The organism is Chitinophaga sp. NPDC101104 (genome assembly GCF_050277495.1).
Taxonomy (GTDB): Bacteria; Bacteroidota; Bacteroidia; order Chitinophagales; family Chitinophagaceae; genus Chitinophaga.
In genome coordinates this window covers 1-21,705 of the sequence record NZ_JBNNSF010000004.1, presented here as the reverse complement: position 1 = coordinate 21,705, position 21,705 = coordinate 1, and the positions used below count along the sequence as shown (strand labels likewise).

At 45.5% G+C, this 21,705-nt stretch carries 24 protein-coding genes and 2 tRNA genes; 11 read left to right on the top strand and 15 right to left on the bottom strand.

Going from position 1 to position 21,705, the window contains the following annotated elements; all coding sequences use genetic code 11:
* Positions 1-33: 33 nt before the first annotated feature.
* From ACQKLP_RS23840 to ACQKLP_RS23820, 5 genes are all read right to left on the bottom strand, one after another.
* Complete coding sequence (locus ACQKLP_RS23840) at positions 34-294, bottom strand: hypothetical protein (protein ID WP_427325526.1); 261 nt, start codon at positions 292-294, stop codon at positions 34-36.
* A gap of 11 nt (positions 295-305) precedes the next feature.
* Positions 306-527, bottom strand: coding sequence for a hypothetical protein (locus ACQKLP_RS23835; protein WP_427325524.1), 222 nt, complete (start codon positions 525-527; stop codon positions 306-308).
* Between the two features lie 139 nt (positions 528-666).
* Positions 667-2,454: an O-antigen ligase family protein gene (locus ACQKLP_RS23830; RefSeq protein WP_427325522.1), complete on the bottom strand. Its 1,788-nt coding sequence runs from the start codon at positions 2,452-2,454 to the stop codon at positions 667-669.
* Between the two features lie 10 nt (positions 2,455-2,464).
* The gene (locus ACQKLP_RS23825) at positions 2,465-5,185 is read right to left on the bottom strand and encodes an outer membrane beta-barrel protein (RefSeq protein ID WP_427325520.1); all 2,721 of its coding nucleotides are present in this window, start codon (positions 5,183-5,185) and stop codon (positions 2,465-2,467) included.
* Between the two features lie 144 nt (positions 5,186-5,329).
* Entirely contained in the window at positions 5,330-5,581 is a 252-nt protein-coding gene (locus tag ACQKLP_RS23820) for an HTH domain-containing protein (protein WP_427325519.1), read from the bottom strand.
* A gap of 833 nt (positions 5,582-6,414) precedes the next feature.
* Here ACQKLP_RS23820 and ACQKLP_RS23815 point away from each other — a divergent pair.
* The gene (locus ACQKLP_RS23815; protein ID WP_427325517.1) at positions 6,415-8,769 is read left to right on the top strand and encodes a hypothetical protein; all 2,355 of its coding nucleotides are present in this window, start codon (positions 6,415-6,417) and stop codon (positions 8,767-8,769) included.
* Between the two features lie 11 nt (positions 8,770-8,780).
* Here the strand turns inward: ACQKLP_RS23815 and ACQKLP_RS23810 are convergent, their stop codons facing one another.
* From ACQKLP_RS23810 to ACQKLP_RS23795, 4 genes are all read right to left on the bottom strand, one after another.
* Positions 8,781-10,028 (bottom strand): hypothetical protein, encoded by a 1,248-nt coding sequence (locus tag ACQKLP_RS23810; protein WP_427325516.1) that lies wholly within the window; start codon positions 10,026-10,028, stop codon positions 8,781-8,783.
* Positions 10,029-10,124: 96 nt separating this feature from the next.
* Positions 10,125-10,787, bottom strand: coding sequence for a hypothetical protein (locus tag ACQKLP_RS23805; RefSeq protein WP_427325514.1), 663 nt, complete (start codon positions 10,785-10,787; stop codon positions 10,125-10,127).
* Entirely contained in the window at positions 10,762-11,655 is an 894-nt protein-coding gene (locus ACQKLP_RS23800) for a DUF4747 family protein (protein ID WP_427325512.1), read from the bottom strand. Before ACQKLP_RS23800 ends, ACQKLP_RS23805 begins: the two co-directional genes overlap by 26 nt.
* Before the next feature lie 169 nt (positions 11,656-11,824).
* Entirely contained in the window at positions 11,825-12,097 is a 273-nt protein-coding gene (locus tag ACQKLP_RS23795) for a helix-turn-helix domain-containing protein (protein WP_427325510.1), read from the bottom strand.
* 369 nt (positions 12,098-12,466) lie between these two features.
* Here ACQKLP_RS23795 and ACQKLP_RS23790 point away from each other — a divergent pair, with 369 nt between their 5' ends.
* From ACQKLP_RS23790 to ACQKLP_RS23780, 3 genes are all read left to right on the top strand, one after another.
* Entirely contained in the window at positions 12,467-12,781 is a 315-nt protein-coding gene (locus ACQKLP_RS23790; protein WP_427325508.1) for a hypothetical protein, read from the top strand.
* On the top strand, positions 12,762-13,010 hold the full coding sequence (locus tag ACQKLP_RS23785) for a hypothetical protein (protein ID WP_427325506.1): 249 nt from the start codon (positions 12,762-12,764) through the stop codon (positions 13,008-13,010). The genes ACQKLP_RS23790 and ACQKLP_RS23785 overlap by 20 nt, the downstream gene beginning before the upstream one ends.
* Before the next feature lie 430 nt (positions 13,011-13,440).
* Entirely contained in the window at positions 13,441-14,718 is a 1,278-nt protein-coding gene (locus ACQKLP_RS23780) for a recombinase family protein (protein WP_427325504.1), read from the top strand.
* 296 nt (positions 14,719-15,014) lie between these two features.
* Here ACQKLP_RS23780 and ACQKLP_RS23775 read toward each other — a convergent pair.
* A tRNA-Asp gene (locus tag ACQKLP_RS23775) sits at positions 15,015-15,088 on the bottom strand.
* Between the two features lie 62 nt (positions 15,089-15,150).
* On the opposite strand from ACQKLP_RS23775, the gene ACQKLP_RS23770 reads away from it, so the two are divergent.
* Positions 15,151-16,074: a glutamate--tRNA ligase family protein gene (locus ACQKLP_RS23770; protein ID WP_427325502.1), complete on the top strand. Its 924-nt coding sequence runs from the start codon at positions 15,151-15,153 to the stop codon at positions 16,072-16,074.
* Here ACQKLP_RS23770 and ACQKLP_RS23765 read toward each other — a convergent pair.
* Entirely contained in the window at positions 16,067-16,687 is a 621-nt protein-coding gene (locus ACQKLP_RS23765; protein ID WP_427325500.1) for a GyrI-like domain-containing protein, read from the bottom strand. The two genes, ACQKLP_RS23770 and ACQKLP_RS23765, sit on opposite strands and share 8 nt — an antisense overlap.
* Before the next feature lie 106 nt (positions 16,688-16,793).
* Between ACQKLP_RS23765 and ACQKLP_RS23760 the strand changes: the two genes are divergently transcribed.
* Both ACQKLP_RS23760 and ACQKLP_RS23755 read left to right on the top strand, forming a co-directional pair.
* The gene (locus ACQKLP_RS23760; protein ID WP_427325498.1) at positions 16,794-17,129 is read left to right on the top strand and encodes a YegP family protein; all 336 of its coding nucleotides are present in this window, start codon (positions 16,794-16,796) and stop codon (positions 17,127-17,129) included.
* 142 nt (positions 17,130-17,271) lie between these two features.
* Entirely contained in the window at positions 17,272-18,204 is a 933-nt protein-coding gene (locus ACQKLP_RS23755) for a Dyp-type peroxidase (protein ID WP_427325496.1), read from the top strand.
* A gap of 88 nt (positions 18,205-18,292) precedes the next feature.
* Here ACQKLP_RS23755 and ACQKLP_RS23750 read toward each other — a convergent pair.
* From ACQKLP_RS23750 to ACQKLP_RS23735, 4 genes are all read right to left on the bottom strand, one after another.
* Positions 18,293-18,415 (bottom strand) — tRNA-Ser (locus tag ACQKLP_RS23750).
* 45 nt (positions 18,416-18,460) lie between these two features.
* Positions 18,461-18,958, bottom strand: a complete 498-nt coding sequence (locus ACQKLP_RS23745; protein WP_427325494.1) for a hypothetical protein — start codon at positions 18,956-18,958, stop codon at positions 18,461-18,463.
* A 26-nt stretch (positions 18,959-18,984) separates the two neighbouring features.
* Positions 18,985-19,539, bottom strand: coding sequence for a DUF4468 domain-containing protein (locus ACQKLP_RS23740; protein WP_427325492.1), 555 nt, complete (start codon positions 19,537-19,539; stop codon positions 18,985-18,987).
* Between the two features lie 136 nt (positions 19,540-19,675).
* On the bottom strand, positions 19,676-20,164 hold the full coding sequence (locus tag ACQKLP_RS23735; RefSeq protein WP_427325490.1) for a helix-turn-helix domain-containing protein: 489 nt from the start codon (positions 20,162-20,164) through the stop codon (positions 19,676-19,678).
* 165 nt (positions 20,165-20,329) lie between these two features.
* On the opposite strand from ACQKLP_RS23735, the gene ACQKLP_RS23730 reads away from it, so the two are divergent.
* The 4 genes from ACQKLP_RS23730 to ACQKLP_RS23715 form a co-directional block, all read left to right on the top strand.
* Positions 20,330-20,536, top strand: coding sequence for a hypothetical protein (locus ACQKLP_RS23730; protein WP_427325488.1), 207 nt, complete (start codon positions 20,330-20,332; stop codon positions 20,534-20,536).
* A 3-nt stretch (positions 20,537-20,539) separates the two neighbouring features.
* Positions 20,540-20,761, top strand: coding sequence for a hypothetical protein (locus ACQKLP_RS23725; RefSeq protein WP_427325486.1), 222 nt, complete (start codon positions 20,540-20,542; stop codon positions 20,759-20,761).
* On the top strand, positions 20,758-21,045 hold the full coding sequence (locus tag ACQKLP_RS23720; RefSeq protein ID WP_427325484.1) for a hypothetical protein: 288 nt from the start codon (positions 20,758-20,760) through the stop codon (positions 21,043-21,045). The genes ACQKLP_RS23725 and ACQKLP_RS23720 overlap by 4 nt, the downstream gene beginning before the upstream one ends.
* A gap of 49 nt (positions 21,046-21,094) precedes the next feature.
* Positions 21,095-21,705: hypothetical protein (locus ACQKLP_RS23715; RefSeq protein ID WP_427325482.1), on the top strand; the 611-nt coding region annotated here is incomplete at its 3' end.

The following is a 21,705-nucleotide window of genomic DNA, read 5'->3' as shown; positions in this document are numbered from 1 at the left end:
CCCAGGCAGCACAGTGCCTTCGTCCGGCCGGTGCTATTCCGTTCTGTTCACACAAACTTTCGCGTTCTCGCAGGAAACGGTGAACCCGCCTTCCGTCCGCGAACATCTTTCGTTTGCCATCGGCTTGCAGGAAAAGATGGTAACGGACATCCCAAATTTCGTTCCCTTAACGACGCACATGTTACAATCGGAACCGCCGCCATCGCCTTCATCATCTTCCACGAACGAGGAGAGGCTCACCAGCATAACGGCCGCAGATACAGGCGCGATCATCCATTTCAAATACTTTTTCATAGCTATCGGGTTTAACATTTTTTAGCATTGGCGCAGCTAACGGTCACCGTTACTTCGCCCCATTGTTCTGTATCCACTTTTTCGGAAAACGAGCAGTTTTCGTTCGCCATCGATTTACAGGAAAACACGACTTTCTTGTTCCTGTCGGTAACGCGGCACTGGTTGCAGGCGTCGGCGCCGCCTTCATCGTCTTCAACGAAAGAAGACATGCTCGCAACCATGATAGTCGCCATAATAGGGGCAATTGCCCATCTCAGGAATTTCTTCATTACAATGAATTTTCTTTTGGGTGCAAAAAATATTTTATCGGAATAAATTTAGCGCCGCCCAATGCCTGAAATGGTCAGTGCACTTACCTATAAAAATCATTTTTTACTTCTGTTGGCCGAGCGTTCTCCTGGCCGCTTCCAGCACATCGTACACTTCGGCGGATTGTACCTTCACTGGCATCCGGAGAATATCCTGCGCCACCTTTCGCGCGTTCAGCGTGTCTCTCATGGCTTCGTACGTCTTTAGCAGCTCGTAACGGGGCATAAACCTGTTGGGCAGGAACTGGCATATCCAAATCCGATGCCGTAGAGCCGTGTCAAATTGGCCAAGCTGCGCATATGCAGCCGCTGTTGCCTCCATTGTTTTGCGGCTGGTGAAATACGCTTTCGCGCGCTCGAGGACGATGACGGCATCTTTGCAGCGGGCACTGTCGCGCGAGAGCCATTGGCCATAGTCTGTGAGGAATTTCCCGTTGTTCCGTAACACAGGGTACAAAGCAGCATATTCGCTGCCGGTTTCCGTATCCGGCAACTCCACACCAGCCACCTGACCCCACCGGCATACCGCGCTTAGCTCCCGGGCGCCACGGCAAAAGGCGGCCACCAGGACCATCACGGCCACCGCAACATACAATCGCAGGAATTTAACCGGTACGACCAAATGCAGGCGCGGAAGCAGCCTGTTCTCCCGCAGGGCAACGGACAGCACGCAACAGATCATAAATATGAGGGTAATCGCGTTTACATGGAAGGGATAGGAAGTAAGCCCGCTAGCCAACACCGCCACCACCGTTAGTTTCACGGCATTCAGCAGCGCGTTGTGCTTAACCGATTTCGCCGTAAATACCGCGATCATCATCGCTACAAAAATGAAAAGCCCCACGAGGCCCGTCTCTTCGAAGATCTGCAGGAATTCATTAAACAATATGTAGCTTTCCCCTGCACTCATCACGAATGCAGCCGGCGGCTCAGGGTTTTCCCGGAAATAGGCGGCCTGCCAGCATGGATAATACCAGCTGAAACGCCCCGGCCCGGTCCCCCACCACCAATGGTCCGCCCAATGCGCTCCAGCCACCTGCAGTTTCAGCAGCCTTCCCGTTGCGCTCATTCTTTTAATCCCGAACAGGGCATATGCCCCGCCCGCTACTGCAGCCGTGCCGGCCAGGATGAGGCCCCAAGTTGCCAACGAAGGCCAGGTTTTCAATACCCGGGCCAGATTCTCCCTGTAATAGCCACACAATCCCGCCGCCATTGTAGCCGCCAGCGCTATGCAGGCCGTACGGCTTCCGGTGACGCACATCAGGCCAATGGCAACGGACGATATTATAAGTGCAACCGTCTTCCCCAACTTTCCGTCCACATATCTGCGTACCAGCCATATCGCCAGGGGCAGCTGAATCACCAGGTAGCAGCCGAAAACGCCCGAATTCTGCAAGGAGCCCTGGAGCAGCCGCGAAGCGCTTTGCCCCGTAAGTACCGCATCGTACAGCTGCATACAGCCTAAACTTAGTTGCACGATGAATACCATCACGAATATGGCAACAATGATTTCCTGCCCGGCAGACCAGAACATGCCCATGGCCAACAGGCCGCATGCGGCAATAGCCCAGCCATGCTCGTTCGAAAATGAATATTTGCCGCCAGACAGGAGCAACAGGCCCAGTGCTATGAGCATGCCCGGCACAATCGCATAAAGCCGGTTGCTGCCTCCGCCGGGCATCGCAAGGCCCAATACCGCAGCGACAACTGGCAGAACAAATATCAGCTTGTACTGCTCGTTCATCCCCAATTCGTAATTGAAGGAAAATCGATAGTAAAAAACAAAAAACAGGAAGGCGAGCCCAATGCTGCCCACCACGAGGAATGTAGTGACGCGACTTTTCGCATTCATAAAAACGGTGTCAATCGCCGTGCCTTCCAAATTTCCTTGGATAGTACGACAGGGTTATCATAAAATATTGCTGCAGCACGTTGCTGGTAACGAATGTCTGGGTATTGCCCGTTACCGTGTTCACGATCCCCTTGTTCTGCCGCAGCAGGTCGAGCGCAGCGTATTTTATCTCCCCGCGCTTGCCCTTGAGGAAGCGATAGGTAAGGCTGGCGTTCCAGCGTACGAACGTGACGGCGTCCATTCCGCGGACGGTGCTCGAGTTAAAGGAAAGATGCGTATTCCAATACAGGTTCGCCGGTATCTGAAGCACCCCATCGAGCAACGAATAACTGTTGATGCTGCGGAAACGGCTGTGATTGAAGCCTTGTTGCTCGCTGTTGTACAGCGCCCATCCCTGTTCCGCTTTGAGCGACAGCCGGCTGCCCTGCCGGTAACTGACTTGCGCCGTCATCTGGTGACTGGTACTGTGGCTTAGATTGAGCACATGTTGCTGGTATTGCGGATATCGGCCGGTGGTAACCACGTAACGGGCGCCCAGTTCCACGGTTTGCCCGCGCAACTCGATCGATTTCTTCAAGCTAATGTTGCCCCCTGCAGACCGGTAACCGTTCAGGTTCACCGTGTATATGGAACGTATGCCGGCACTGTCGTAAAAAGTGCTGTCGCCGATTGCCCTTGTAATTTGGGTCAGGCTGACAGTGGCGTCGATCAGCAAGGGATCCCGCCCTTTCCTCGTCGCAAAATGATAGCCGGCCGAAAGCGTCTTCTTGAACTGCGGCTGCAAACGTGGATTGCCCTTCGGGATGAACCATAAATCGGCGCTGTCTGCCAATGGCGCCAGTTCGTTGATGGCAGGATATCCGGCGAGCGTAGCAAAGTTCAGGCTGTATTTCGACTCGTAGCTACCGAACTGATGATTATTGAAGACAACCGACGCCGCTGGCAGGAAGCGCGCGTACCGGTACGACAAATCCTGCGATTGTTGCCAGGCCTCGCTTTCAAATCCATAAAATTGTTGCTGAAGGTTGGCGGAAATGTCGATCCATTTACTGTAGCGGTTGGTCAATTCCCGTGTGATCATTTTGGAGAACTGCAACGCCGGCTTGAAATCGGAGGTCTGCACCTGGCGGTAGTTCGTCAGGAAAGGGTTTACCTGGTATCTACCGGTAGCGGCTTCCTTGTCCAGCACGCGGTCGTCGTTCTCCACGCTGTTTAATGACAATGATACCGATATCCCGAAATTGATCCCGCCCAACTGTGCGTGATTGAAGATCAGCCTGCGGAGGCCGCCGTAGCTGGCGTTCAGCGTATGTGAGAAGCTGCGACTGTTCTGACGGTCGTAGCGTCGGTCGAAAATCCGGTTTTCCGCTGGCGCTGCTATAGATTGAAACTCCGAGAGGGCATGGGCTTGCCCTTCCTGCTCGTCGTACGTAAACTGGTAGCCGGCCGTAAAGCCCCTCGGCGCGCGTTTTCGGTTTCGCTGGCCGGAAATATTGTTTTCCTCGTAGTTGGTATAACTGATGCCTGTGGCCGCCCGCTTTTTGTGGGCGGTGTTATCACGGCGGGAAACACTGCTGCTCAGCATCCCTGTCCCGGACTGCTCCTGCGCTGTCTGACTTTCCGTTATCGTTTCGTTATCGACAAGCGCCGCCTCGGCGTTGACCTCCCACTTATACTTGTTCGTGCTGCGGTCATAGTTGGCGTTTAATTTCTGTGTTGTTTGCCGGTTGTTCGCCGTCCCGCGGGATCGTGCAGATAATTCGGTGGCCTTGTCAAGAAACGTTCTGGTCAAGCTTTCATCAGCATTCCGGGTCTGGACATTGTTCACGAAATAGTTCGTGCTCAACCGGCTGTCCAGAAGGTTGGCGGTGCCTGGGAAAAAGTCGTAAATAAACTTCATTCCCGCGGCCATGGGCCTGTTCAGGCCTTTCATATTAAAATCGCTCTGATAGCTTTCTCCAGGCCCTTCTCCCTGGTAACCGCTGTTCCTGATCAGCACATCCGTATTGGCGGCTATTTTGTTGATATTATTCAATGCGCCCACCGCACTTACCTGTATGTGGCGGTTAAAGCCACTTAGCATGCCGTCTGCAGCATACCGGTTGTCTGTTCCCAGGCCGCCGCCCGCTTTGCCAAATTGGCCGGATTGGCTGTTTTCCTTGAGCTTGATGTTGGCGAACATGGTGGAGTCCATCGGGTTTTTCTCATCGCGCTGTTGATACACCTGAATTTTGTCCAGTGCCGTTTTCGGAATATTATGCGTGGCGATTGCAGGGTCTGTGCTACCCATAAATGCCTTTCCCTCCACCAAAACCTGCTGGATCTTCTTCCCGTTGTAAGTGATATCGCCATCGCCCCAAACGGTAAAACCGGGGAGCTTCCGGATCAGGTCTTCGGCGGTGGCGTTACTGTCGAGGCGGAAGGCGTCCGCGTTAAACTCCAGGGTATCTCCGTTCATTCTGACCGGCGACGCGGCGGTTACGACGATTTCCCGCAGGGCGCCTTTGCCCTGGTGCATGTACAAAGTTCCCAGGTCGAGCTCTTTGGCGCCTGCGTCCAGGGTCAATTGCTTTACGAAAGGCACGTACCCTATGTGCGTGACAACAAGCTTAAGCGGCTTGCCTGCCGGGAGTGCGGCTAATTTGAATTCGCCCAGGTTATCGGGCATCGTATATCTAAGCAGCATCGAATCGGGAGCATGATAAATGGCTACCGTAGCGCTTGTAAGCATATAGTTATATACTGAATCCTTCACCCTGCCCCTTAGTTGTCCAGCCTGTGGCGCATCGGCATGTTGCGCCGATGCAGCCGGGATCAATCCTGCCATCGGCAGGAGCAAAAGGAAAAGCCAACTGGCAAATTTCGCCTGCATCAATCAATGGATGTTCTCTTCTTCGAATGGAGTGAATTCAGCACTGAAATGCCCTTTTACTTTGTAATAGTAACTTTTACGCTTGCGGCAATAATCGATTGGAGCTCCCAGCCGCTTGAGCAGTTGGATATACCGGTGAACCTGCCTTTCACAGATATTCAGTTTTTGCGCGAGCTCTTTCGGCGTTCCGGTGGACGTCCGCCCGATGCTCTGGCTTATCTTTTTCAAATGATAAATGACCTTATAGGCATGCATATCGGGAATTTATGGCGGTATGGGGGAATAACCCATCAAAATGGCCTGTCGGGAAGCTTCCCTGCTGACGATAAATTTGATTGGGTGTTATGCCGGGCAACATGCGGTATTCGTTTTTTCGAGGGTTACGGTAATTCGGGTTTTCGATTTACTCAGGGTTCATTCACTGCTTCCAATTGCCGAGACTGACTACGTTACATTCCAAAGATATTTTTATACCCAGGGGTTAACCACAATTATTTTGCTGATTATCGATGGTTTATTGATTGTCGGTGAGAATATCAGGGGATGGCCTAGCCAATGCGTAGATTGATAATAAAGTAACGCACCTTGCGCGGGTCTCTTCTAAATCGTGCGGGTTTGTAGGAACGATTATCGAACTTTTCAACGTAACCTTTTGATCGGTTATCGAACCGAAAACATCAACCCGCTGTATTGTAAAGGTCATTGAAAACAGAAGGGAACTCGACTAAATACTCGACTTAAAACAGAAAACCCGCGCCAAGCGCGGGTCTCTGAGATGATTTGCGGACTGGGAGGGACAATTATCGAACTTTTGATCTAAAATTACCCAGATTATATTGTTGATTTATATTATAATAAATACAAATGGACCTTATATAAGACACTCTTCCCAAAAGCAGAGGTCGAATTCAACCATATCAATTAATTATTTTTTATCATAAATTTTCAATCAAACATTTCTATTTGGGCCGGATAAATTAAACTTTCACGTAAAAAATACGTTTACCTCCTGAGTCATTATCGCATCAAAAATGTATAACTTTAGCATATCCGGCAAATATTCATATATAGTAAATTTATAATTTATAATGAACGACTTAACCCGAAATTACATAAAGTGGATTAAGGATTTCGACGAAATTCAATTTGATAAGGTTGTTGAAACCTATATTAAAAACGTGTGGAATATTGAGGACTTGGTTCTTACAGATGGAACTAATGATGGCGGTAATGATATCAGAATATTTCAAGATAATACCAAGCTAAAGATTCAAATCCAAGTTACAATTCAAGAAAGAGGGATTGAGGGAAAAATAGAAAAAGAAGTAAAAAATGCAGTAGCCAACGTCGAAAGTTTTGACTATCAAAACACATTGTATTTCTTCTATTCACATCCAATTTCTGAAGAAAAAGTAAACGAACTTGAATTAGCTGCATTTTCAAAACATAAAATAAGATTGCAGATAATTGATCCCAAAAAAATCGCTGCGGCTGCTAAAAGATTTCCAGAAATCTCAGATGTAATTAGGGTTCAATACGGATTAGATCCAATAAAAGATGATAACGTTTCTGAAAATGACAGGATGTTGTATGACTTTATTTCATTTGGTAGTCGTACGGCAGAAATAAAAAATCAGATCATTAAGTTTTTTATCATTCATAAAATATACCAGCAAGACATAGTTGACAGAGCTTCAATAATTTCACTATGCTGCGAACATTTTGGGAATAGTGATAGTCGTTTTTTTGGGAGGATCTTCGAATCTTTAATAGACAGCGGCGTACTAATCGCAAGTTCAACAAAGAACGGGGAGTTTATCTTGGCAAAGGACGAAGTAAGCCGAATTGATGCATTAAAAGCTCAGTTTCTGTTGCAAGAGCAAAAGTTGGACGCAGACATCAAGATGTTACTTGAAAAATTCGGTGTTCAGACAGACTTTTCGGCTCAAGTGATTGACCAAATCCGAATCTTGTTTGAAAGTAACTTCAATGTGGACAAACAAGAAATACTAGATAAAGCATATAATCTAGAGGAAGGAGAAACACTAACAAGCTTTAAAAAATTCTTCAATTACATAAAAAGAATTGCTTCTGGGAGTTCAGAAAAGGCAAAATTGCTTTGCAAGAGATTACTAGAGACTTGTCGGGAAAATGATATATTACAAAGGCTTAGTGCTGGCAAGCTATTTTCTAGTTTCACTAACCCAGACATAATTAGAAACTATGTAAATCAGGCTGAAAGAATTGTTTTCGTTGATACTCAAATTGCGCTATATGCACTTTGCTACTATTTTGAACAATCAGATTATCCAAATCCTTTTTATCAATCGGTAAAAGACTTGCTGACTATTAAAATTAAGCAAAACGGCATTTCACTTCAGTTTTATCACAATTATGTAAATGAAGTAGCATATCATTTAAAAGAAGCTCTATTGCTCATTCCATATGAAGAAAGTGGCCTTTTAGATGGGCTAGGTGGATCAAACAACGTTTTTTTTAACTACTATCTTTATCTCAAATCGGAGGATTTGTTACCAGATAATATTGATTCATTAAGCGAGTTCATATATGATGGTTTTGAGTTAAAAGAAAGCGACGCCTTCCACAAGCGGTTTTTCAATATTGCAGATGGACTCTTGCAAGAAAGATTAAAAAGCATAGGTATCGAAACGTACTCCTACGCTCTTCATGGGCAAGCGGATGAATTTGAAGCATCTAAGCAGGTAATTAGGGATTGCTTACTTGAAAAGGAAAAAGAACGTCCTGATCCGACTATCAACAACGATGCTAACATGCTTTCGATATTATTTGATGAAGAGGTATCTGTAAATGAGCCAATTTTTGTTTCCTGGGATCAGATAATGTTTGCTGCGAGGAAAAGGTATTATGAATATTACCCAGGGAGTAGATTATGGCATTGGTTTACACCCAACCAATTTATTACACATATCTCACTATTAAATTTTTCCATTAACTCTTCGACAATAACGAGAGAAATTTTATCTCTTTTTGATAACGACTTTTCCTTATATAGGAAAAGCCATCAACTTCTCGATACTATAAGTAAAATTGTAAATGTTCGAAATGAAACGGGAAGGAAATATATAAAAGTCATTAAAGAACTTAAACGAGATTACATTTTTGAAGTTGACAGAGAACTGGAAATGGGAGAAATGATTACTGAGCAAGTTTATCCAATTGAAGATTTAATCGTTAGCCTAACTAAACATTACACCTTTGAAGACAAATTTTATAACTTAGAACAGTTTAAGATTTTATTTACTCTAGATAACATTTTTGACAAGGTCCGAGATTACTTTGAGAATGAAATGGTCTTCTATAAAACGCACAAGAAAAATACTAAAGATTACATAAATAGAATGAACGAACTGATCAAAGAGGCTGTATTAATTACAACAGACGAAAACACTGAACCTAGCTAAATATTTAAATACTAGATTTCGTCATTGGGACTTTCAATATCACTCCTATTATTACTGTTTATAATTTCAAATTCCCGTATATAGCAAATTTTCGAATCAGAAATTAAATACTTTTTATAATTCAAATACATACTAAACAATAAGCTCGGTACTAGACGGCTATTCTGTTGTAATTTAATTGTTCCTACTATTTGAAAAAATGAAGTTGTTGAAATAAACAACGGTAGTTGCTTTTTAGAATACTTGGTTAGGAGATTGCGATCAGTTGTATCTGAAAGTATGGTTTTATCGTTCACCAAGCAAATTTTCGTTATAAACTTCGCACCTATCAATTTCTTAGTCAATTCGAGATCTACTAAGTTTAAGCTCCCATTTAAAATAGATTCTTCTGCTTTATTTAGCTGTTCAATAGCTTTTGATAGAGCTGAATTACGTTTTGTTTGTTTATTACTGATAATATATTTTGATTCTATTAATAATGCAGCTTCCGAACCGCAGATAACAAAATCAGTGAACTCATTACCATCTGATTTGACTGGACCGACAAAGAATTCCTTCTCTGGTGCAAAAAATCGAGCCAAATAATTCATAATGGAAAATTCTTGATAATATCCATGCTTTCCATCTCCTTCAAAATCCTTAAGATGAAATACACCCTTGTTTTGCTCCCATTTTTCGCGCCACTCCTCTTCATATTCTGGAGATATTAATATTAATTTTTCAACAGATGAATGATCTTGATTTAATATTTTAATTGGGAATCCTATAATCGGGGTTTCCGGATGATAGTTACCGTCGGGATCATTCTTGATGCCTCTATAGAGTTCATCGTTATACACCTTAAATAACCAGGACTCTAAAGTGTAACTGGGCAATGCTGTTTTTAGAAGGACGGAAAAAATGGGATGGGTAAGTTCATTGAATAAAACTACCCTGACTTCTGAAGACCTTGCTAATTCAATTGCTATTTGATCAAAATCGTGCAAATTAGGGTCTGGATTACTAAATTCCTGCCAAGAAACATAAAATGGGTTATTGGGAATGTCATGGACATATAAAGTACAGCTTCTAGATTTTGCATGAGGATTTCGTAGTACTACTTCAAGTATACATCCGGTAATAATACTGTTTAATAGAGAGGCCTCAAGTTTTATTAATATTACAACAATCCCATCTTTATCTTTCTCTATCCAGAATCCCTGTAGCAATCCTTGCAAGATCCCCAATGTTGCGTCACTAGGCATGTAAAAGTCGGGCATAAACAAGATTTTTTTTGGTATAAGTCATTTTTGAGCGGAATACAGCATTGGGTTGAGTAAAGTAAATTTGATCAAGTAGAAGCTGTTGTTTGGATTCTATATATTCGAATCTATTTCATTGGATTTCACATCCTTGAGGCTGTCTAAATGCGTTTTGTTAATGTTATAATGATATAATTGGGAAAAATTAAAAACATTCACTATTAGTTGAATGATAACAATTATAGAAGTGATAAACCCCAATAGCAATATTGATAAAATAGCCCAATTTACTAGCAGAATTAGGTAATCTGTACTTTTAAATATCACTTTTTTATGCAGATCGATCCATGTAATAATGTGAATTAGATAAGCCATTATGAGGACAAATGCCTGTATTAAGATATTGCTGGCAAAGGACGCGCTTGCAAGTTGATATAAGCTAAATATCGAATCCTTTCTAGGTCCAGATATTTTTTTGATCAACTCTGGCTGCGTAAAACCAATCAAAATAGAGTATCCCCCAATTGTAAATCCAAGGATGCCAGGGAGTAAAGAAATTAGTAAATCTTTTATTTCGATTATTAGTAAAAAAGGGGGAATTCTACATAAAATTAATATTGACAATAATATGATCCAAAGCCAGAATGCGGCTTTAAAAAGGGTTGGTTTTAGCGGATTAGTGTAAAGCTGCGATATTTTAACAATACCGCGGATATTCATAATTAAACTTTGTAATAACTCTTCTCCACTTTTATAATTTCGATTCGCGGAACTCATTTATTACAGTTTTATAGAGGTTAACAATTCTATTTTCGAATGTCGTAATAAAATTTAATCGGTTCGGCGAAAACTTGGTTTTAATTTTTTCCTTTTTGCCATTGGATACAATTGTAGCTTCCGCCTCACCATTGGATTTCGCTGTAAGTAAGGCACCTTTAAGTATTTTACTTTTATTTACTTCAATTGAATTTTGCTCCTTTCTTGAAGCCTTAATTTCCATTTCGCCAACATTAGATGATTTTAAATCATCCTCGATAAACTCCTGCAATTCTTTGCTAAAATCATTATTTGAGTAATTGATTTTCACCCATATTTTCTCAATTTGCTGAGCATCTAAGATTCGCTGGATGGTTGAGTCATCGGTCTCAACATCTACCTGAACTACATATCTCCCATGTAAAAGAGTTCCAAACCCGTTTTGAAGAAATTTTCTAACCGAATATGGATTTATGTAATTGGCACTTGAAAATTGATAGCAAAAACGATGGACTAATGGAATAAATACATATTCTGTAATTCTCGCATTTGCTGCATATTGATCTGGTATTTTAAAAGAATTATCTAATGATTTCTTAGCTTTATTAAACCACCTTTTGTTATTAATATTTGTAACTTCAGCAATTTGCCCCCAGAAAAGAGGTTCTCTTCCCTTAATTTCCTGCTCAACGCGGGAAATCAACACACATTCTTTTTGTCTACTTGATTTTCCTTGAATTGCTGCATCATAAAACTCTCTAAACAATTGAGAATACTCAGTGGGTGTTAATTCAACTTCAGAGGAAATTTTTCTAATCTTTAAATTGACAATATAGAATTTGTAGGTAGATTTCTTTTCATCACTAGATGTGGAATGCAATTTGGCCATAAATAAAGGGTTAGGTATATAAATTTATATGTTCCTAATTTTGAGTTGGAGTGTATTATGGGGTTTTATGGGAATGTAATATATTATTTTGAAGGGATTAATTCATAAGTTGAATAAATATAATATTATTTGGTTTGGTTAGTTTCAAAAACTAACTATTGAATTATTTCTACCCACGAAAAACTGGTGCATTGAAAAATTCAAAGAAGTTTGTATCAAGAGCATCAATTACCCTCACCAGCGTATCCAATTGAATAAACGTATCCCCACGCTCATACCTCCCAAACTGGCTAGTACCCATATCATGCTTATAAGCGAAATCTTCATAACTGGAATACCCCTTCGCAATCCGGAGTTCCCGGATGCGGGCGCCCACCAGGCGGGCCATTTCTCTTTGACGATCTTCGGGTTGACTGGATTTTGCCTTTACCTTCTCTGACATACTGTAAATCTGCTCTTTCCTACCGAATTGCACCAGATTCAATTAGGTCGGCACTAATTAGGTAGATTCAAAAATTCCCCATATATTGCAGTAATAAGGAAAAAATTCACATGATATGAATACATCGTAATTTTTACATTTGCAATCCATAATATAACCAAGCGAATTTGCTTTTACACTCGCGCCTGAAACTACGACCTTCTGACCGTACGAGAGTATAAGGTAAATCGCCTGCATCATACTGGTGTGGGCGTTCTTATCTCGTACGGGGTGTCGTAGCCCTCAGGCCGGTAGGAACTAACCCACGCCATTTTTTTGTTCGTTAGTTCCCAGGCACCCCATTTTCTCACCCATTCATTTCCACTATTTATGAAAGTCAAGTTGACCGACCAGCTAGGCTACTGCCTCTCCAAGCACTATTTTTTCTTCTACGCCCACAGCCAGCTCGCCCGAAGATTCAAAGAAGAGGTCTGTAAGGAACTCGGCTGGAGCGACCAGACCTTTACACGTAGCCTCGCCTATTCAAGGCTAATTCGAAAGCCGGAAGAAGATATCATCTTTAAAATCGCGTTCTCCTTAATGCACGAAATGCAGGTATTTACCGAGCAAATCATCAAAGAACGGAAAGACGAAAACACAGCCATCAATACCTTAATCCTTGGTTATGACAAACTTAATCATTAAAAACCGCGAGGAATTGGAGTTAGTGATGACCGAAATGTTCAAGTTGCTGCAAGAAGTCAACCCTTCAATCAAAGGAGCCTTCCTCACCCTCCATTTCGAAGCAATCAGTCCGTTAGTATATCCCGGCATCCCAATCAGTTATGAGTCAATTACCCTCAAATCAACTTTATGGAATTCGGTAACCTATGCCGTTTCTCCCCCAAAAGACGCAACGAAAAGGGCAAATTGATCCGAACCGGGTTAGGGCACGATTTGAAAACATTTACGCACTATTTGAAAATGTTTGAAAATGTTTGGAAATGATTGAAAACGTTCGATAATTCCAGTTGAAGACTATGATCAAAAAGATGAATTACCGTGAAAAGCCGGGAAGTTTCAGGACAATCCAGGCAAAACCCGGAACAGACTATTTAAGAAGGGGCATATTGCTAGAAAAATGCCATGAACCCAAAAATCCCGCACGCCGACTGGACTGAATCCCTCCGCCAAAATCCCTCCTTCGGTCATTTGACAGATGATCAGAAGGAGGGACTAATTGATAGTATAAAACTCTTGACCAAAATCCTATTGGCTTTACCCAAAAAGAATACGGTGGTAAATCTCCCTAAGGAGTCCGTCAAAGCCGCCGCCTAATAGGTTTTACTTAAAACTGAAAGAACATGTCATCTCTAAACTCCTTCTCAAAGTTTGCAAAGCCCTCCAGAAGCAGTGCCCCCGCCGTCTTGGTGAACAATAGCATCGCCTACACACGGGTTTCTTCCAAAGAGCAATACGAACACAACATGAGCCTATCCACGCAAAAGGCGCTGATTGACCGGGAGGCCGCCAATCTTAAAATTCCCATCGTGGAATACTTTGGCGGCACCTACGAAAGCGCCAAGACCGACGGCCGAAAGGAATTCCAACGGATGCTGGACTATATCGCGGTCAATAAAGGGCGGATTAAATACCTGTTCGTTTACTCTTTCGATCGGTTCTCCCGGACGGGCGGCGCCGCGATCAAGCTAAAGGACGATCTTTTGGAGCAATATGGGATTCATGTCATTTCAGTCACCCAGCCCATTGACACCTCCAATCCCAACGGATCCTTCCAACAGGATATCCACCTAATTTTCAGCAAACACGATAACGTAGTCCGCCGACAGCGTACCATTATCAACATGCGGCAGAAGTTTGAGGCCGGCATATGGGTAACGCTGCCGCCTCAGGGCTACGAGATAGTGCGGTCGGGTGGAGAGCGGAAGATCCGTGTGAATGATATCGGTAGGAAGATCCGCAAAGCGTTCGTGTGGAAAGCCGAAGGAATGAAAAATGAAGAAATTGTCACCCGCCTGCGGGCGATGGGCGTAAAGATGTACAAGCAACAGCTCACGAAAATCCTGCAAAACCCTTTCTACTGCGGTATCATCAATCACAGTCTGCTGGACGGAAAGGTGGTAGAAGGGAAACACGAAAAGCTGATTTCCCAGGAGTTGTTCTTAAAGATCAACGGGATCAATGAAAAGGCTCAAGGCTACGGAGTGCCCCACAAAAAAGAAGAAGCAGCCTTGCCCTTGAAGAACTTCATCCGCTGCGGAGAATGTGGAATCCCCTTCACTGGGTACGTCGTAAAGGCGAAAAACCTTTGGTACTATAAATGCAACAGGGTCGGTTGCCGTTGTAACCGTAGCGCCAAACTAATGCATGATGACTTCATAAAACTGTTGGAAGCGCTTTCCGTAGATGAAAACTGCATCCCGTATGTAGAACAGGCGCTAATCGAGGCGTACCACGAATCAACCGCCGGGAATAGGGAACAAGAGAAAATCTTACACCGAACGTCTGAAAGAAGTGGACAAGAAGATAGATGCCATCGAAGAGAAGTATTACGCCCTGAGCGAAATGACCAAAGAAACCTTCCAAAAACTCGCCTTCCGATACGCAAAAGAAAGGGATGAAATCAGCCTCGAACTCGGAAAATGTCAGGTAACAATATCGAACCTGGAAGAGAAGGTAAAATCGGTCGTTGAATTTAGCTCCAGACTGCCTACCACATGGCTTTCCAGCGAAATCGAGCAGAAAGAAAAACTACAAAAACTCATCTTCCCAACCGGAATTTTCTACGACCGCAAAAAACAGGGTTATCGAACCGAAAACATCAATCCCCTATTCGTCCGTATCGCCCAACTACAGCGGGTTCTGGCTAAAAACGAAAAAGGGGACAATCACTTTTTACATGATTTGTCCCCTTCTGCGGACCGGACGGGACTCGAACCCGCGACCTCCGCCGTGACAGGGCGGCATTCTAACCGACTGAACTACCGATCCATTCCGTTAACCGGGTTGCAAATATAGCGACAAGTCCCGTAATTTTACAAATCATTTTTTTTATGCCGCTTTCCGACACTTCCCACATCGCCCAGGCACCCCGCCTCACCCGACTGGCCCCCACGCCCAGCGGATTCCTGCATGTGGGCAACCTGCTGTCGTTCGCCGCCACCATCGCACTGGCAGACCGCCTCCAGGCGAAGGTCCTCCTCCGTATCGACGATCTCGACCGCGACCGTCTCCGCCCCGCGTACCTCCAGGACATTTTCGACACCCTCCACCACATGCACATCCCCTGGCACCAGGGCCCCCACGATCCGGAAGATTTCACCCGCAACTGGTCCCAATCCCTGCGGATGGCACGCTACGCCGAATTCCTGGAAACCCTCCGCGCAGGCGGCCACATCTTCGCCTGCGATTGCTCGCGCGCGCAACTGGTAGACGGCAACTACCCCGGCACCTGCCGCCATAAAAATATCCCGCTCGATCAGCCAGGCGTAGCCTGGCGGCTCATCACCGACCCGGATGCGATCATTCCCATGCAGTCCATCGGGAAGTTGCGCCCACCCATGCGGCTGCCGTCTTCCATGTACGACTTCGTAGTACGCAAGAAAAACGGAGAGCCCGCGTACCAGCTGGCTTCCGTGGCCGACGATCTTCAATTCGGCGTAAACCTGGTGGTGAGGGGCGAAGACCTCCTGCCTTCGACCCTCGGCCAACTCTATCTTGCGTCGCTGTTGCCGCCCAATCCGTTCCCGCAGACCGTTTTCTGGCATCACCCCCTGCTGGAAGGCCCCTCAGGCCACAAACTCTCCAAATCCGCCGGAGACACTTCCATCCGGTTCATGCGAGAGCAGGGCATGTCGCCCGCGGAAATCTGTACCGCCACCGCCCGTTTGATCGAACCCGGCGCAGGGCCGCAAAATGTACCGGAACTCGGAAATTGGCTCCTGCAGCGGGAAGGAGCGGATGAGCGGATTATCTGACCGGCTCCCGCAAAATCGTTTTCAATTTTTCCTGGGCGGTTTTCCGGAAATCGGAAAGGTAGATTTCGTGATGTAACCCGTTGTGGGAAAGGTTTTGGGCAACCATGTACTCGTGCATCACTTGCAGCGACTCTCCTTCACGGCTAAACGGCCCTTTATGCAGCATCTGGAGCGATTTTCCTTCATGCATGCGGAACAATCGTACGTCTTTCGCCTTTTCCACCCCTTTTTTCTCCGCCGCAGCAATACCGGCGGCAACATCTTCTTCCGTTACGAAATCGGGAAGCCGGATGAGCAACCGGTACGACCATTCGCTCCGCGGCACCCTGGCCGGCGCATCGGCCATCGTAAGGCCGGGATAGGCGTCCATGTCGAACCACCACTGTGCCTCGAGCTTGGCTACGGTAAAATCGTTTTCGCGCGCTTTGCAGCGGAATTTAATGGCGTAGGCCACCGGATAGAGCGTGGCAATATTGGCGGCGAACGCTTCGCCGGAAGGGTCGCCGGAACCGGTCAGGGAAAGGTAGTGCGCCGGGCCGATGTCCACGATTTCCGGTTTGGAAGCGGCGCTGTAATAGGTTTTGTACTTTTTTGCAAGGTCCATTTTTTCCATGGGGACTAATTTTGATGCAAATAAAATAATGGGGTGAGACAACCCTATGTCAGTAGTAATGGTAGTTTATTTTTATTAACTTTCGAATCAACTAAAACAACATCCTATGAGTAAATTTGTCATCACCAAAAGATCGAACGGAGAATTTCAGTTCAATCTGAAAGCCGGTAACGGCGAAGTTATCCTCACCAGCGAAGGATATTCTACTAAAGCAGCCTGTCAGAACGGCATCGATTCCGTTCGCAACAACGCCCGGCAAGACGAGCGTTTCGAGCGGAAAACGAACGCCGGCGGAAAATTCTACTTCAACCTGAAAGCCGCCAACGGCCAGATCATCGGCACCAGCCAGCAATATTCCTCGGAAGCGAGCCGCGACGGCGGGATAGATTCGGTGAAGAAAAATGCGCCCGATGGTGAGGTTGACGATCAGTCGGCAGCATAAAACAATATCTGGATTTTCCACCTAAAGGGCTTGTTTACGGACAGGCCTTTTTTGTGCCTGGATTTTGCTGTTTCCCGGCGGGAGGTTCAATTTAAATCGCCATACTTTCGTACATTCATTTTCGCATAATCCGGAATTGGCCATGACCATACACACGCAAAATGTTACCGACTACCCCAACAATAATACCTGGTTCCTGGTTTGGAACTTCAGGGAAAACGCTCCGGCGGAAAAAGTGACGGCCGTTTTCCAAAGGGTTTGTGCCCTGGTGATCAATCTTAACAACTCCGCCCTCGACCGTTTCCCGGATGCAAAAGCAAGTTGCGTGCTGGGGATCGGGTACGACGCATGGCTGAAACTGGCGTTGCCAAAGCCTTTGCCCCGCGAACTGCGGAATTTTGAAGCCATCAGCGGCGGTAAACATACTGCCGTGTCAACGAAAGGCGACCTGCATTTTCATATCCGGGCGGATGAGAAAAGCCTCGCCTACGACATGGCTTCGGCTATTTCCGCGCATATGAAAGAGGTCGCAGAATGCGCCGTGGAAGTGCAGGGCTTCCGGTATTGGGACAGCCGGTCTATCCTGGGATTTGTGGACGGAACGGAGAATCCGCATGGTGCGGACCGTGAATTTTTTGCGGTAGTAGGAGATGAGGATGCCGGTTACAAGGGTGGAAGTTATCTTTTCGTGCAAAAATACCTGCATCAGCTCGATGCATGGAAATCGCTTTCGGTGGAAGAGCAGGAAAAAGTGATCGGCCGTTCGAAGCAAGACGACATTGAAATGAGCGATGAGGTAAAACCCGCCAATTCCCATATCGCGCTGGCCAATATCGGCGACGATTTCAAGGTCGTTCGGGATAATATGCCTTTCGGAAATGTGGCCACCAACGAAATGGGAACTTATTTCATTTGCTATGCCAGCACTTTTTCGACGGTTGAGCGGATGCTGAAGAATATGTTCATCGGTAATCCTCCAGGCAACTACGACCGGATACTGGATTTCAGTACGGCACAAACAGGCACTTTGTTTTTCGTGCCTTCGCTGGATATGTTGGACGGGTTCGGGGGATGATGAATCAAAACCGGCATGGGGGGATTGCAGGAAAAGCCCCAAATCAAAAAATGCCCAAAGACCGAAGTCAATGAGCATTTAAAGCTTGCGGAGGAGAAGGGATTCGAACCCTTGATTTTTTCGCCAGACCTCCGAAAAGTTGTAACTAACTGGTTTTGTTGATGTAAAGAACGTCGATTTTACTTTATATGATCTATGTTTTTACTCCTTCGTTGACCCTCCCGTTGAGGGCGCAAACTTGTTTGTGTAAAGTTTACTACCTCTTCAGTCCAAAATTTAACCTAATCCCGCCGCCCGCGCCTCTCAATGAATGGCCTCCAGCAAAAACCTCAACAACCTTGTACTGATATCCAACATAGCCACCAGCACCAAAAACAGTTTTTTCATTAAACACGTGATGGTTAGAGCCTTGATTTACGTAGTCGTATTTCTCTCCTCCGCTAGCAACTATCTGCACATTAACCCCTTTCCACACAAATCGACTATATCCCAAGTCGATACTATAAAAAAAATCTTTAATACCGGCAAAGCCCGGAGGGTACACCCTGTTATCATGTCGGTCGGCCTTACCTTCTTTGTCGGTAAATTGATATGTAGCTCCTATATGAAACCGATTTTTATTGAGTTCGAAGAACAGGTCTGTGTTTAAACACTTTTCGGTGTGAAAGCCTACAGACACTCCAAGGCCTTTGGTCTCAGATTGTGCAAAAACGAATATAGGGGAGAAAAGAAGTACAAATAATACTGTTTTCATAGTTTAGCATACCTGTTTTTGTGAACTTAAAAAGAGTCTTTGGTTTTCATCTTCTCGTTAAAAGCTGCCAGAATTAATTGCGCTTCTGACATGGCGTAGTTTTTAACACTATAAAATACCTTGTCTTCAGTCTTTTTTGCGTCGCCTGGGAATCGTCTCATGTATATTGGTTGATTTAGATCGCCATACTCTGTTCCTACTGAGGGGCCGTATGCTGAAGTCAATTCCCTACCCGAATGCCTAAAATCTGAAATTACCATGCGATATTTACCATCCCGAACATCAATCGACATAACGTACGCAATAGTTCCGAAAGGACTTTTAGGAAATGACATCATCGCTTTACCGATGATTTTACCGGCTTCTTTATCATGCATGTCTACGACAGCCTTTGCAGAGCCATATGATTTTGATACCCATTCGAAAGCTCGAACAAATAGTTCATCTTTCTTGTCGGCGGATGTTTCAGTTAACGTAAATTCAAACGGGGTGGGATAATTCTGCTTCACAATCTTGCCCCCTGGAGCACAACCCGAAATGATTGTCAAAAAAAGGTAAACAGTTAATCGAATGTACTTCATGGTATTTTTAACTTTATATACGCATATCCAATGCGCACTGCGATATTATGTTTGTTGAACCTACTACCTATTACACTGTGTTAACCTCCAAAACTGTACGACATGAGCCGCAAGAAAAAAGGAAGGAAAACCAGCTCTACAGCAGCTTTAAGCCCTTCTTTATCTCTCGAATTTTATCTTCAACGTCCGCTTTTGATCGGTCAAGCTCCTGCGATAACTTGCTCCCTAGGATCGTTATGCCCTTTTCGGATTTTGCCAGCTGATCAACTTTCAAATTTAACTCTGCAATTCTTTCCGCGTTGACTGATTCAATCGCCTCCATTCTAATGAGTTGAGCGATAACGAACTGGCGAAAGTTCTCCAGAAGCTCCTCTTGAGCAGCAACCAGTTTTTTTAATGCCGCTTTTTCAGGATCAGTAGCGGTTTCCTCTCGCAGCAAACCCGGATTACGCTCAAGCTCCTCAATCGCGTTCTTTATGACATGTGCGGTTTTTTCTCGAGGTGCCGCACCATTTTCCCAGTTGTGTATCGTTCGTTTATCAACCTTTAAATAATTAGCAAGTTCTTCCTGTGTAAGGAGTAACGTATTTCTTTTTTCGATAATGTACTTGCTGAAGTCCTTCATATTAAAATTGGTTCAATAAAACCAACAAAAGTTTAACAAACTTTCAACTGAAATTACATTGAAATTTCAATGAAGTTTCGTCTATTTGTACTGTAATCGCACGGCAAAGCTACACCGGCGTTACTGAATAATTACACGTGAAAGTACGCAAAAATCATAATACGTATGATTCCTGAAGACAAGAAAGAAGAATTTAAGGAACTCCTCCAGCAGGTGAACGTGTCGGAGATCTGCCGCCGCCTTAACCTGCGCAATGCCTCGGTGAATGAATCCCTGAACGGACGGCGCCGGAATCATACGGTTTTGAAGGCTGTGGTGAGAGAGGCGCGCCGGATCGTGGCCAAACAGAACGCTGAAATCCAAAACCTCTGACCGATGGATTCTAAACGAATTGACAGACTCGAAGCAAACATATTGGCGCTCCGGAAGATCGCTGACCTGCTGCTGGTAGAGGTGCAGGCCGAGAAATCGGCCGCACCCGCCCGGCGGCGCAGGAACTCGACACTGGAGGAAGACGCCGCGAACCTCCGTATGCGCCTGATGTGCGGCATCCGGAAGCCTGAAACAGCCAAAACCCGTAAAAAGAAACGTGCATGATCCAGATTATCGACTACATCATCGGCGCCGAAGGTGCCAGCCTGTTCATCGCGTGGGACTGGAAAGGCGTTCCGCAGGAAGATATGGAGTTGGCCGCCGACGTGCTCATGGAACTCCTCCTGCAGGCCGGATACATCTGCGATTACCACCACCACGGCGATGCCGATGTAGCGTTCTACGTTGATGGCTTCAAAAACTGGGTAGATCTCCCGTCATTCCTGCGCGACGAGGTCAGCAACCAGATGTGCATCAACCTAATCCAGGAGCAATTCAAACAAGTATAAACAGCCTCTTCCGGAGGTAATTCCAAACCTTAATTCTACCAATACAATTATGGAAAATTACACCCTCCCTACGGGGAAAGTCCTCGTATTGCGTTCATGTAAGCCCGACATGTCCAGCCACAGCAATTTCGTATGGGCGACCTCCGGGCCGGTTTCATGCCCCGACTGGCGCGACAATAAAGAGTGCGGCAACGGCTTGCACGGCTGGTTATGGGCCCAGGGCAACTTCGGTCTGAAATATAAAGAGCCAGGAGCGAAATGGCTTGCATTGGAGGTAGAGGAAAAGGACATCCGTCAACTGGATGGTAAAGTAAAATTCCCTTCCTGCACCGTGCTTGTCACCGGGACTTTCCGTGAAGCGTACGATTTCGTTATGAAGCATTTCTGGCTGAAGCATGCGGCCGAACTCGCCGTGCAGGTTGTACAGGATCCCAACGCAAAATATTCTGACCAGGACGAGGTAAGCGTAGTTACCACTCTCGCCCGTGCATCCGCATCCGCTGCTGGCAAGAACGGCCACGCATCCGCTGCTGGCGAGTACGGCCACGCATCCGCTGCTGGCAAGAACGGCCACGCATCCGCTGCTGGCGAGTACGGCCACGCATCCGCTGCTGGCTACAACGGCCACGCATCCGCTGCTGGCTACAACGGCCACGCATC